The following is a 13,527-nucleotide window of genomic DNA, read 5'->3' as shown; positions in this document are numbered from 1 at the left end:
TGGGAAAGGTCGACGCGCGAAGCGCGTCGGGTGAGGGGTGGCGTCCCAGGTGGACGGTCTTGAAGCACCCGCATCTGCCCTTTGGGCACCCTCTCCTAGAGGGAGAAGGGCTGGGAATTCACCGCACCGGAACTCTCGCTATACTGACCGCTTGCGCGCGCGAGGGGCGCTCCGTGCTTGTGGAATCAACCGCTTGCGATGGAAATTTCGCGTATCGCATGACACGCTATCCGTCATCCATCGCGCCCTGACGGGCGCCAAGAGGCCACCAAAGCCCGCATGCGCCTGTCCACGATCAAGCTCGCCGGTTTCAAATCCTTCGTCGATCCGACCACGCTGCACCTGCCGACCAACATGACCGGCGTGGTGGGGCCCAACGGCTGCGGCAAGTCGAACATCATCGACGCGGTGCGCTGGGTCATGGGCGAATCCTCGGCCAGTCGCCTGCGTGGCGACTCGCTGACCGACGTGATCTTCGCCGGGTCCACCGCGCGCAAGCCGGTGTCGCAGGCGATGGTCGAACTGGTGTTCGACAACTCCGATCACACGATCGCCGGCGAGTTCGCCGCGTTCAACGAGATCTCGGTCAAGCGCACCGTCAGCCGCGACGGGCAGAGCGGTTATTACCTCAACGGCACCAAGTGCCGCCGCCGCGACATCACCGATCTGTTCCTCGGCACCGGTCTGGGTCCACGCAGCTACTCGATCATCGAGCAGGGCATGATCAGCCAGATCATCGACGCGAAGCCGGAAGAGCTGCGCGTCTATCTCGAGGAAGCGGCCGGCATCTCCAAGTACAAGGAGCGGCGCAAGGAAACCGAGACCCGCATCCGCCACACCCGCGAGAACCTCGATCGCCTCAGCGATCTGCGCGAGGAAGTCGGCAAGCAGCTGCAGCACCTGGCGCGGCAGGCCAAGCAGGCCGAGCAGTACACCGCGATCCAGGCCGAGCGGAAGATCCGCGACGCGCAGTGGAAGGCGCTGGAATGGCGCACGCTCGATTCGCGTCTGCGCGCATTGCGCGAAGGACTGGCCCAGGAAGAAACCAGGCTCGAGCAGATCATCGCCGAGCAGCGCGAGGCCGAACGCGAGCTGGAAACCGGTCGCGAGCGTCGCCACGAAGCGAGCGAAGGCCTCAACCGCGCGCAGGCCGAAAGCTACGAAGTCAGCGGCGCGCTGGCCCGCGTCGAACAGCAGATCCAGCACCAGCGCGAACTGTCGGCGCGCCTGCTCAAGGCCCGCGACGAAGCGCAGGCACAGCTGGCCGAGATTGGTGAACACATCGACCAGGACCAGCTGCGGCTCGACGCCCTGCACGAAAGCATCGCCGATGCCGAACCGCAGCTCGCGCAGCTGCAGGACGACGACGCCGTGCGTCAGGACACGCTGCGCGAGGCCGAAACCGCGCTCGCCGACTGGCAGACGCGCTGGGAAACCCACAACCGCGAGCAGGGCGAGGCAGCGCGCGAAGGTGACGTCGAGCGCACCCGCGTCGACTATCTGGACAAGCAGTCGCTCGAAGCCGATCGCCGCCGCGAGCAGCTGCAGGCCGAACGCGGGGGGCTGGATCTCGACGCGCTGAGCGAAGCCTTCGCCGACCTGCAGATCCGCCACGACGAACAGAAGGCCGCGCTCGACACGCTCGGCGACGACCTGGAAACGCGCAAGGCCGCGGCGGTCGACCTGCAGGACGCCCAGCGCGGTGCGCAGGAAGAACTTTCCGTCGTGCGCAAGCAGGCGCAGGAAGCGCGCGGCCGCCTGTCGTCGCTGGAAACCCTGCAGAACGCGGCGCTCGGCCAGGAGCAGGGCGCGGCGGTCGAATGGCTCCGCCAGCGCGGGCTCGATTCCTCGGCGCGCGTCGGCGAGCGCCTGCGCGTGGAATCGGGCTGGGAATTCGCGGTCGAAAGCGCGCTCGGTCAACTGATCGAAGGTGTGCTGGTCGAAGGCGAGGGCGTGCCGGCCGAACTGGTCGACGCGCTGGGTGAACTCGGCGAAAGCCGCCTGGCGCTGGTATCGGCGGACACCGGCGATGAAGCCTTTACGCCGACGTCGCTGGCGGCCAAAGTGCAGGGCCCGCTCGCGATCCGCCGGCTGCTCGCGCGCCTGCATGTGGCCGAAACCCTGGCCGAGGCGCGCGCGCTGCAGGCGGGGCTGGGCGATGGCGACTCGGTGATCACGCGCAGCGGCGAGCGTCTCGGCGCCGGCTGGGTGCGTGTGTCGCGCTCGGGCGCGGCGAAGCAGGGCGCGTTGCTGCGCGAACGCGAGATCCAGTCGCTGCGCGAGACGATCGCCACGCTGCAGGAGCAGGAACAGACGCTGGAAGCCCGCATCGCACAGGGCCGCGAACAGCTGCTCAGCGTCGAGCAGCAGCGTGAGGAAGCGCAGCGTGCGCTGTATGTCGCGCATCGCGGCGTCTCCGAACTCGCCGGCCAGGTCCAGAGCCAGCAGGGCCGGGTGGAAGCCGCGCGCAACCGCATCGAGCGTATCGACGCCGATCTCGCCCAGCTGCACGAAACCCTCGATACCGCGGCCCAGCAGGCCCGCGACGCGCGTGGCCGGCTGGAAGATGCGGTCGAGCGCATGGGCGAGTTCGAAGCCGCCCGCGCCGCGCTCGAAGCCGAGCGCCGCGGACTGGTCGAGGCGCGTGACCAGCTGCGATCGGCCGCGCGCGAATCGCGCGACACCGCGCACGCACTCGCGCTGACCATCGAATCGCAGCGCGCCCAGATCACCTCGCTGACCCAGGCGCTCGCGCGCATGGGCGGCCAGCGCGGCCAGATCGACAATCGCCTAGGCGAACTGTCCGCGCAGCTGGCGACGGGCGATTCGCCGGTCGACACGCTGGAGCAGCAGCGCCAGGTCGCGCTCGAAGAGCGCGTGCGCACCGAGCGCGCGCTGGCCGAGGCACGGTCCGCGCTGGAAGGCGTGGACAACGAGCTGCGTACCTTCGAACAGGTCCGCCAGCAGCGCGACGCGCAGGCGCTGACCCAGCGCGAGGCCATCGGCCAGCGCCGGCTCGACCAGCAGGCGCTGGTGATCGCCGCCGACCAGCTGTCGGCGCAGGTCGTCGAGGGCGGATTCGTCGTCGACGAGGTGTTGAATGGTCTCGAGGAGTCCGCGAACGCGAAGGACTGGGAGAAGATCGTCACCGACTTCGACGCGCGCCTGCGCCGTCTGGAGCCGGTGAATCTCGCCGCGATCGCCGAACACGCCGAAGCCGCGCAGCGCAAGGAATACCTCGACGCGCAGGACGCTGACCTCAATTCGGCACTGGACACGCTGGAAGAGGCGATCCGCAAGATCGACCGCGAGACCCGCGGTCGCTTCAAGGACACCTTCGACAAGGTCAATGCCGGCGTGCAGGCGCTGTACCCGCGCCTGTTCGGTGGCGGCCACGCGTATCTGGAACTGACCGGCGAGGATCTGCTCGACACGGGCGTGGCGATCATGGCGCGCCCGCCCGGCAAGCGCGTGTCCAACATTTCGCTGCTGTCCGGCGGTGAGAAGGCGATGACCGCGGTCGCGCTGGTGTTCTCGATCTTCCAGCTCAATCCGGCGCCGTTCTGCCTGCTCGACGAGGTGGATGCGCCGCTGGACGAGGCCAACGTCGGCCGCTTCACGGCGATGGTCAAGGAGATGAGCGAGCAGGTGCAGTTCCTGTTCGTCAGCCACAACAAGGCGACGATGGAAGCGGCGTCCCAGCTCAGCGGCGTGACCATGCGCGAGCCCGGCGTGAGCCGACTGGTGTCGGTCGATCTGGCCGAGGCCGCACGACTGGCAGGCGCCGCCTAGAGACTGTCATCATGTGGCGCGACCGTCGCACGGCCCGGCCGGCGGCGGTCGTCATGCCCGACAGGCCCGGCGCCTGCGCATAATGAACGACCCCGAAGGAGAACACCGCGAATGACCGACGACTGGATGATGCGTATCGGAATCCTGGTCGCAGGCCTGCTGCTGATGGGCGCCATGTGGTATTTCGGCACCCGCCCGCGCAGCGGGCAGGGTCGTCGCGTCGCCAGCACCGACGACCGCGAGCAGCGCCTGGAGCCCACGCTCGGCGCACAGCTGGAGCAGGATCTGGGCGAAGCCGGTGTGCCACGTGCCGAAGGCGACACCGATGCCGTGCAGGCCGAGATGGATCTGCTCGACCAGACCGTCGGCGCTGTCTCGCCGAACAGTGAGCTCGGCAAGCGCACCAGCGACGATTTCGACAAGATCGTGACCCTCTACATCGCCGCGCGCGCCGGCAATGTGCTGCGTGGCCCGGACATCGTGGTCGCCGCCGAGAAGACCGGCCTGACCTACGGCCACATGAACGTGTTCCACCGGCTGGTCGACGGCCATCCCGAGCGCGGCCCGATCTTCAGCGTCGCCAACATCCGCAGCCCCGGCAGCTTCGACATGAGCGAGATCCAGGGCCTCGAAACCCCGGCGATCGCGTTCTTCCTGACCCTGCCGGCACCGGTCCGCGCCCTCGACGCCTGGGACGCGATGCTGCCCACCGCCGAGCGCATGGCCGAACTGCTCGACGGCGTACTGCTCGACGAACAGCGCAACGCCCTCGGCCGCCAGCGCATCGCCGGCCTGCGCGATGAACTGCGCAGCTGGGACCGCGAACACGACGTCCCCGCGGTAACCCGCAGCCCGCGCTGGTGAGTCCGGTGCGATGTCGATTTCCGGCATCCGTCATCTGATGGGTGAGGTGCGCCTCATCTGACACCTCTCCCTCCGGGAGAGGTCGATGCGCGTAGCGCGTCGGGTGAGGGCCGGGGCTTTCGATTTCGTAAGTCGAACACTGCGTCAGATCACTTTTGCCGCGCGATCAGCAACTGCGAATTGCATGAGACGCATTAGCTGCGTGATTCACAGATATCGCGCTGCCCGCACCCCAGCCCCTCTCCCGGAGGGAGTGGGGCTGAAAAGCGCAAAGTTCGCGTGATGTAGCCCCTCTCCCTCCGGGAGAGGGGTTGGGGTGAGGGCAGACGCCCGCGGGAACGCCGCCGTCCTACAATTCCCCCATGCCAAAGCCATCTCCCGCCGGGCGCGTCGCCGAGCTGCGCGCGCTGATCGAAGACGCCAATCACCGCTACTACGTGCTCGACGATCCGTCGATCCCGGACGCCGATTACGACGCGCTTCTGCGCGAACTCGACGCGCTGGAAACCGCGCATCCTGAGCTCGCCAGCGACGACTCGCCGACCCGCACCGTCGGCGCGCGTCCCGATGGTGGGTTTCCCGAAGTCACCCACGCGATCCCGATGCTGTCGCTGGCCAATGCCTTCGAGACCGCGGGCGTCGCCGACGACGCGGACGATCGTGCGCGCTACGCCGAGGTCGCAGATTTCGAGCGTCGCATCGAGCAGAAGCTCAATGTCGAAGCGCCGGTGTTCTCGGTCGAGCCCAAGCTCGACGGCCTCGCGATCAGCCTGCGTTACGAAGACGGCGTGTTCGTGCAGGGCGCCACGCGTGGCGACGGCAGCACCGGCGAGAACGTGACCGCGAACCTCCGCCAGGTGCGCGCGGTGCCGCTCAAGCTGCGCGAAACCGGCACGCCACCACCGGCCGTGCTGGAAGTCCGCGGCGAAATCTACATGCCGCGCAAAGCCTTCGAGGCCTGGAACGCGAAGGCGCTCGACCACAACGAGAAGCTGCTGGCCAACCCGCGCAACGGCGCGGCCGGGTCGCTGCGTCAGCTCGATCCCGCAGTCACGCGCCGGCGGCCGCTGGCGTTCTTCGCGTACTCGATCGGTGAGGTGCGTGGACTGGAACTGCCGGAAACGCATTCCGAGACGCTCGCGCTGCTGCGCGACTTCGGCTTTCCCGTGGCGCCTGAAGCCGATACCGCAACCGGTTTCGACGGCCTGATCGCGTACTTTCGCCGCATCGGCGCCGCGCGCGACACGCTGCCGTACGACATCGACGGGGTGGTCTACAAACTCGACGACTACGACCAGCAGGCGACGATGGGCTTCGTCTCGCGCGCGCCGCGCTGGGCGCTGGCGCACAAGTTCCCGGCGCAGGAACAGTCGACGCTGCTGCGTGCGATCGAGGTGCAGGTCGGTCGCACCGGTGCGATCACGCCGGTCGCGCGGCTGGAGCCGGTGCAGGTCGCCGGTGTGACGGTCACGAACGCGACGCTGCACAACGAAGACCAGATCCGCCGCCTCGACGTGCGCGAGGGCGACACGGTGATCGTGCGCCGCGCCGGCGATGTGATTCCCGAGATCGTGCGCGTGATCGAGGATCGGCGTCCGGCGGGCGCCGTGGAATGGACGATGCCGGTCACGTGCCCGGTCTGCGGTTCGGACCTCGTGCGCGAGGAGGGCGCATCGGCCTGGCGCTGCAGCGGCGGCCTGACGTGCTCGGCGCAGCGCAAGGAGGCCGTGCGCCATTTCGCGTCGCGACGCGCGATGGACATCGAAGGCCTCGGCGACAAGCAGGCCGAAGCGCTGGTCGAGTTCGGTTTCGTGCATTCGCCGGCCGATCTGTTCGCGCTGACGGTCGAGGACCTGGTGCGGATGAAGACCGCGCTCGATGCCGCGACTGCGGCGGATCTCGCGCAGGCGATCGCCGACAGCAAGGGCGCGCTCGCGCTGGATGCCGAGGGCGAAACCGTGCTCGCGCAGGAGTCGCCGGTGTGGAAGGACGCCGCGTTCCTGCGCGCGCATCTGACCGTCGAGACCGGCGGCAGGCTCGCGACGAAGTGGGCGGAGAACCTCGTTGCCGGCATCGACGCCAGTCGCACGACGACGCTGCCGCGCTTCCTGTTCGCGCTCGGCATTCCGCATCTGGGCGAGACGACGGCCAAGTCGCTCGCGCAGTGGCTGGGCACGCTCGACTTCGTGCGTACGATGCCGGCCGTGCTGCTGCAGGCGCTGCCCGACATCGGCGGCGAGGTTGCGCGTTCGATCGCGACGTTCTTCGAACAACCCGGCAACGTCGAGGTCGTCGATGCGCTGCTCGCGGCCGGCATCACGTTCACCGACGAAACCGCGCCATCGGCCGCCCTGCGCGAGCGTCTGGGGCTCGCCCATCTGCTGTCGACGCTGCCCGTCGACAAGCTCGGTGCCAAGAGCGCCGAGCGCCTCGCTGACACCTACGGCACGCTCGATGCGCTGCTGCGTGCGAACGCGAGCGGCTGGACCGGCGCAGGCCTGTCGTCGGCAGGCGCGGACAACCTGTCGGCGCTCCTGGCCGACGCGGATGCACTCGCCGCGCTGCGCGCGAGTGACGCCGCGATGCGGCGTCTGCTCGATGCAGCGCCGGCCAAGGCAGTGAAGACCAGCGGCCCGCTCGATGGCAAGACCGTCGTGCTGACTGGCAGCCTCGAGGCCATGACCCGCGACGAGGCCGGCGAACGACTCGAAGCGCTGGGCGCGAAGATCGCCGGCAGCGTGTCGAAGAAGACCTCGCTGGTCGTCGCCGGCGAAGCGGCGGGCTCGAAGCTGGCGAAGGCGCAGGACCTCGGGATCGAGATCTGGGACGAGGCGGCGCTGCTCGCATTTCTCGAATCGCAATCGTGAGCGCATCGATGCAGCCCTCGGCCAGCTTCGACACCCTGCGCCTGCGCGCGCGCCTCAATGCGACGCTGCGTGCGTTCTTCGCCGGACGCGGTGTGCCCGAAGTTGAGACGCCGATGCTGTCGCAGGCCGGCAATACCGATCCCAATGTCGCCAGTTTCCGCACCGAGTTCGGCGGCCACGTCTCGGCCGGCCCGCGGACGCGCTGGTTGCGCACTTCCCCGGAATTTCCGCTCAAGCGTCTGCTCGCGGCCGGTTTCGGAGACTGCTACGAACTCGGCCGCGTGTTCCGCGACGGCGAAGCAGGTGGTCGCCACAATCCCGAGTTCACCATGCTCGAGTGGTACCGCGTCGGCTGGGACCAGTTCCAGCTCGCCGACGAAACCGTCGCGCTGGTGCAGGACGCGCTGGAGATCGTCGCCCGGCGCGCCGAGGTGGTGCAGACCACGTATCGCGCGCTGTATCTCGACACGCTCGGACTCGATCCGATGACCGCAGCCGACGCCGAATTGCAGGCCGCGCTCGGCAACGTGCAGATCGACCCCGAAGGCCTGACCCGCGACGACTGGCTGGACCTGTTGATGACGCATCGCATCCAGCCCGCGAATCCTGAAGACCGGATTCTTGTCGTCCACGACTACCCGGCGTCGCAATGCATGCTCGCGCGTGTCGCCGAGCGTGACGGCGTGCAGGTGGCCGAGCGTTTCGAGCTGTATCTCGGCGCGCTCGAACTCGCGAACGGCTATCACGAGCTGGCCGACGGCGCGGAGCAACGCGCGCGCTTCGAACGGGATCATGCGGTGCGCGGATCGCGCGATGCTGCACTGCCCGCGATCGATGAGGCGCTGCTGGATGCGCTGGATGTTGGATTTCCGGATTGCGCGGGCGTGGCCTTGGGGGTCGATCGCCTGATGATGGCGATGCTCTGGACGGGGCGCATAGCCGATGTGATCGCGTTCGATTTTGCGCGAGCGTGATCGCTCGCGTGGTTTCGGTGCTTCACCCGAACTCATTGTCGTCATGCCCGCGGCTCTCAACAGACGCATGTCTGGTAACGCGGGTATCCATCTTGATCTGAGTTTCAGTCCTGGCTTTGGCGTTGGCGTTGGCATTGGCTTGGCTTTCAGCTTTTGACTTGAATCGAGCCGTAAAGCGAGCCGAGCATCGCAGGGCGGCGGGGTCGAAGAGCAGCCCATGTCTGAGCGCAGCGAGTTTGGGCTGCGTGCCCCGTCGTCCGAGAAGCGCAGGGAACCGGCACGGCGCAGCCGTGTCGGATCGCGTCCGGCGAAGACGGTTTTGCTTACTTTTGCCAAGACAAAAGTAAGCCGCGCGACAGCGCGGAAGCCCTGTCTTCGATCTTCGCTCTGCGAGCAATCGCTTGGCGATAGAAAAGTCTAACGTCAAGGCTGAGAGGCGAGAGCAAGTGCACGGCTTTCGCCCGCTGCGCGCGCGAGTCCCTTTTGGATGGACCCAAAAGGAACCAAAAGGTCCCTTCGCCGGACGCGAGCCGATGCGATACAGCCGCATCGGTGCCCTGTGCTCCTCGCCTGACGCGGCACATTGGGACCTTCACGGTTCCGCAGCCCAAACTCGCTGCGCTCGAACATGGGCTGCTCTACGGCCACGCCAGGCTCCGGTGCTCGGCTCGCTTTACGGCTCGATTCGGATCAAGAGCTGGAAGCCACAGCCAAAGCCAATGCCAATGCCAGTGCCTCTGCCAATGCCAATGCCAATGCCAATGCCAAAGCGGACGCCAACATCAAAATGGATTCCCGCTTTCGCGGGAATAACGGGTCTCGCTAACTCGTCGCACTCTCTGCTGACCGTACTGGCGGGCAGGGCGGGCAGGGCGGGCAGGGCGGGCAGGGCGGGAGAGCGGCGATCGCAGCGAGAACTCGGCACCCACTTCCGCCAACAGCAATCCAACATCCCCGATTTACAATGCCCCCATGAACACATCCCCCCTCGATTTCGACCGCTACGACCACATCCGCCCGATCCTCTGGACCGGCGACACGCTCGATCTGCTCGACCAGCGCAAGCTCCCCTTCGTCGTCGAGCACGTGTCCTGCACCACCAGTGACGAGGTCGCGCAGGCGATCCACGACCTGACCGTGCGCGGGGCGCCGGCGATCGGGATCGCGGCGGCATGGGGTGCGGTGCTGGGCGCGCGTGATCTCGAGGCCGATGACGGAACGGCGGCGCTGGCGAAGCTCGAGCCGGCGTTGCAGCGGCTCAATGCCGCGCGGCCGACGGCGGTGAATCTGGCGTGGGCGCTGGCGCGGATGCGGCGTGTGCTGGCGACCTCGGGTGCCGACTGGCGCGAGGTGCTGGCGCGTGAGGCGCAGGCGATTGCGGAAGAAGACCTCGCGGCCAACCGCCACATGGGCGCGCTCGGCGCCGAGCTGATCGCGCCCGGCAGTGGCGTCATGACCCACTGCAACACCGGTTCGCTGGCGACCGCGGGTTTCGGCACGGCGCTGGGCGTGATCCGCGCGGGCATGGCGCAGGGGCGCATCGGCAAGGTGTTCGCCGGCGAGACGCGGCCGTGGCTGCAGGGCGCGCGCCTGACGGTGTGGGAGCTGCAGCAGGACGGCATCGACGCGACCCTGATCGCCGATTCCGCGGCTGCGCATCTGATGAAGACCGGCGCGGTGCAGTGGATCGTCGTCGGTGCGGACCGCATCTGCGCCAATGGCGACACCGCGAACAAGATCGGCACCTACCAGCTCGCGATCGCCGCGCGCCACCACGGCGTGAAGTTCATGGTCGTCGCGCCGTCTTCGACGGTCGACATGGACACCGCCTCGGGCGATCTGATCGAGATCGAGCAGCGTGATCCGGGCGAGCTGTTCGGCATCGGCGGCACGCGCACCGTGGCCGAAGGCATCCAGGCCTGGAATCCGGTGTTCGACGTGACGCCGGGCGAGCTGATCGATGCGATCGTGACCGAGCAGGGCGTCGTCGAACGGCCATCGACCGCATCGATGCAGGCGTTGTTCAAGGCCTGATGCCGGCGCGAGGCGGCGTGTGCGTGCGCGCGTCGTTCGCCGCCCGGGCGGTATTCGCCGGAAATACCGCGCGCGAAACCACATAAGTGATTGTTTTTGCGTCGGAAAGGCGGCCTGCGAGGGCCGCTTCTGTGCTAAGATTTCCTGTCGTTTTGATCGCGTTGCCGGCGGCCGGTACGCGCCGCGCTGGGGCCTCGTGCCCGGCGCCGGAAATCCGGACCGCGTAGACAGGATGCAAACCCTCTAGATGGTCGATTCCGCGAAAGAAATCATCCCCGTCAACCTCGAAGACGAGATGCGCCGCAGCTACCTCGATTACGCCATGAGCGTGATCGTGGGACGCGCGCTCCCCGACGTCCGCGATGGCCTCAAGCCGGTCCACCGTCGCGTGCTGTTCGCGATGCACGAACTCGGCGCGCACAGCAACAAGGCGTACTTCAAGTCGGCGCGTATCGTCGGTGACGTCATCGGTAAGTACCACCCGCACGGCGACCAGTCGGTCTACGACACGCTGGTGCGCATGGCCCAGCCGTTCTCGCTGCGCTACATGCTGGTCGACGGCCAGGGCAACTTCGGTTCGGTCGACGGCGACTCCGCGGCGGCGATGCGTTACACCGAGTCGCGCATGGCGCGCCTCAGCCACGAGCTGATGGCCGACATCGACAAGGAAACGGTCAATTTCCAGCCCAATTACGACGAGAAGGAAAGCGAGCCGACGGTCATGCCGACCCGGTTCCCGAACCTGCTGGTCAATGGCTCGGCCGGTATCGCGGTCGGCATGGCGACCAACATCCCGCCGCACAATCTCGGCGAAGTCATCGATGCGCTCGTCGCGTTGATCGACAACCCCGAGATCGACATCGACGGGTTGATGGAATACATCCCCGGTCCCGATTTCCCGACCGCGGGCATCATCAACGGCGTCGGCGGCATCCATCTGGCGTATCGCACCGGTCGCGGCCGGGTGCGCATGCGCGCGCGTGCCGACATCGAGGTGGCGGACAACGGGCGCGAGGCGATCGCGGTCACCGAGATTCCCTACCAGGTCAACAAGGCGCGGCTGATCGAGAAGATCGCCGAGCTGGTGAAGGAAAAGAAGCTCGAAGGCATCAGCGAGCTGCGCGACGAGTCCGACAAGGACGGCATGCGCATCTACATCGAGATCAAGCGCGGCGATTCCGCGGATGTGGTGCTCAACAACCTCTATTCGCAGACGCAGATGGAGTCGGTGTTCGGCATCAACATGGTGGCGCTGGTCGACGGCCGCCCGCAGCTGCTCAACCTCAAGCAGATCCTCGAAGCCTTCGTCCGTCACCGCCGCGAAGTGGTCACGCGCCGGACGATCTTCGAACTGCGCAAGGCGCGCAACCGCGCGCACATCCTCGAAGGCCTGACCGTCGCGCTCGCGAACATCGACGAGATGATCGAGCTGATCAAGACGTCCGAGAATCCGCAGGTCGCCAAGGAGCGGATGCTCGCCCGGCGCTGGGAAGCGGGTCTGGTCGGCGCGCTGCTCGGCGCGGCAGGCGCCGAGGCCTCGCGTCCGGAAGACCTGCCCGATGGCGTCGGTCTCATCGACGGTCACTACCAGCTGACCGACGTCCAGGCCCAGCAGATCCTCGAGATGCGCCTGCACCGCCTGACCGGGCTGGAGCAGGATCGTCTCACCGACGAATACAAGCTGCTGCTGGAAACGATCCGCGGCCTGATCGAGATCCTCGAGAACCCCGATGTGCTGCTGGACGTGATCCGCACCGAGCTGCGCAACGTCAAGGAAGAGTTCGGCGACGCGCGTCGCAGCGAAATCCGCGCCAGCGAAGAGGATCTCGACATCCTCGACCTCATCGCGCCCGAGGACGTCGTGGTCACGCTGTCGCACTCCGGCTATGCGAAGCGTCAGCCCGTCAGTGCCTATCGCGCGCAGAAGCGTGGTGGCCGCGGCCGCAACGCGGCGGCGACGAAGGACGAGGATTTCATCGAGCAGCTGTGGCTGGTCAACACGCACGACACGCTGCTGACCTTCACCAGCGCCGGCCGCGTGTTCTGGCTGCCCGTGCATCAGCTGCCGGACGCCGGCCCGAACGCGCGCGGCCGTCCGATCATCAACTGGATTCCGCTGGAAGCGAACGAGAAAGTCCAGGCCGTCGTGCCGGTGCGCGAGTATCTCGAAAGCCAGTACGTGTTCTTCGCCACGCGCGCGGGCACGGTCAAAAAGACCCCGCTCACCGAATTCGCCTATCGTCTGGCGCGCGGCAAGATCGCGATCCGCCTCGACGAGGGCGATGCGCTGATCGGCGTCGCGTTGACCGACGGCGACAAGGACGTGCTGCTGTTCGCATCGAACGGCAAGACGGTGCGCTTCGGCGAGGACCGCGTGCGTTCGATGGGTCGCACGGCCGGTGGCGTGCGCGGCATCCGCCTGACCAAGGGCGAACAGGTGGTGAGCCTGATCGTCGCCGAAAGCGCGGGCGGCATCGAAGACGAGTCCGAGGACACCGTCGAAGACACGACGATCGAAGCGACGGCCGGCGAAGCCGCAGTCGAGACGGGTGCGGGCGACGACATCCCGTACATCCTCACCGCGACCGAGAACGGCTACGGCAAGCGCACGCCGCTGTCGGAATACCCGCGCAAGGGACGCGGCACGCAGGGCGTCATCGGCATCCAGACGACCGAGCGCAACGGTCCGCTGGTCGGCGCGGTGCTGCTGCACAACCACGACGAGGTGCTGCTGATCTCCAACGGCGGCACGCTCGTGCGCACCCGCGCATCGGAGATCGCACGCGTCGGCCGCAACACGCAGGGCGTGACCCTGATGCGCGTGTCCAAGGACGAGCGTCTGCAGGGCATCGAGCGTGTGGACGGCTCGATCGTCGACAGCAGCGAAGACGACATCGATGCGCTGCCGCCGGGCGAGACGCCGGCGGTCGATGCGCCGACGGCGTCGCCCGACGCCTGAGGTTCGACGCGTTTCGAGTGAGGGAGAAGGGCCGGCA

6 protein-coding genes are annotated in these 13,527 nt (G+C 67.5%); all 6 read left to right on the top strand.

All coding sequences use genetic code 11. The annotated features are described in order from the left end of the window. Positions 1-279: 279 nt before the first annotated feature. The 6 genes from smc to gyrA all read left to right on the top strand — a co-directional run bounded on the left by smc (position 280) and on the right by gyrA (position 13,490). Complete coding sequence (smc, locus tag V3391_RS06055; protein WP_332077501.1) at positions 280-3,792, top strand: chromosome segregation protein SMC; 3,513 nt, start codon at positions 280-282, stop codon at positions 3,790-3,792. Between the two features lie 111 nt (positions 3,793-3,903). Continuing rightward, a complete protein-coding gene (gene zipA, locus V3391_RS06050; protein ID WP_332077500.1) occupies positions 3,904-4,656 on the top strand; it encodes a cell division protein ZipA in 753 nt (250 codons plus the stop codon). Between the two features lie 362 nt (positions 4,657-5,018). Beyond that, positions 5,019-7,523, top strand: coding sequence for an NAD-dependent DNA ligase LigA (gene ligA, locus V3391_RS06045; protein ID WP_332077499.1), 2,505 nt, complete (start codon positions 5,019-5,021; stop codon positions 7,521-7,523). A gap of 8 nt (positions 7,524-7,531) precedes the next feature. Then, positions 7,532-8,497 carry an EF-P lysine aminoacylase EpmA gene (gene epmA / locus V3391_RS06040; RefSeq protein ID WP_332077722.1) on the top strand — a complete coding sequence of 322 codons (966 nt, stop codon included), beginning with the start codon at positions 7,532-7,534 and terminating at the stop codon, positions 8,495-8,497. 972 nt (positions 8,498-9,469) lie between these two features. Continuing rightward, complete coding sequence (mtnA, locus tag V3391_RS06035) at positions 9,470-10,531, top strand: S-methyl-5-thioribose-1-phosphate isomerase (RefSeq protein ID WP_332077498.1); 1,062 nt, start codon at positions 9,470-9,472, stop codon at positions 10,529-10,531. Between the two features lie 247 nt (positions 10,532-10,778). Further along, entirely contained in the window at positions 10,779-13,490 is a 2,712-nt protein-coding gene (gene gyrA, locus V3391_RS06030) for a DNA gyrase subunit A (RefSeq protein ID WP_332077497.1), read from the top strand. The last annotated feature ends 37 nt before the right edge of the window (positions 13,491-13,527 follow it).

The sequence above is a fragment of the Luteimonas flava genome (assembly GCF_036584485.1).
Lineage (GTDB): Bacteria > Pseudomonadota > Gammaproteobacteria > Xanthomonadales > Xanthomonadaceae > Luteimonas > Luteimonas flava.
The sequence above is the reverse complement of the archived record's forward strand: the minus strand, read 5'-3'. Positions and strand labels throughout refer to the sequence as shown.

Excerpts from the sequence above, each read along its gene's own strand:
- smc (WP_332077501.1), top strand. The coding sequence starts at position 280 with ATGCGCCTGTCCACGATCAAGCTCGCCGGTTTCAAATCCTTCGTCGAT.
- zipA (WP_332077500.1), top strand. The coding sequence starts at position 3,904 with ATGACCGACGACTGGATGATGCGTATCGGAATCCTGGTCGCAGGCCTG.
- ligA (WP_332077499.1), top strand. The coding sequence starts at position 5,019 with ATGCCAAAGCCATCTCCCGCCGGGCGCGTCGCCGAGCTGCGCGCGCTG.
- epmA (WP_332077722.1), top strand. The coding sequence starts at position 7,532 with ATGCAGCCCTCGGCCAGCTTCGACACCCTGCGCCTGCGCGCGCGCCTC.
- mtnA (WP_332077498.1), top strand. The coding sequence starts at position 9,470 with ATGAACACATCCCCCCTCGATTTCGACCGCTACGACCACATCCGCCCG.
- gyrA (WP_332077497.1), top strand. The coding sequence starts at position 10,779 with ATGGTCGATTCCGCGAAAGAAATCATCCCCGTCAACCTCGAAGACGAG.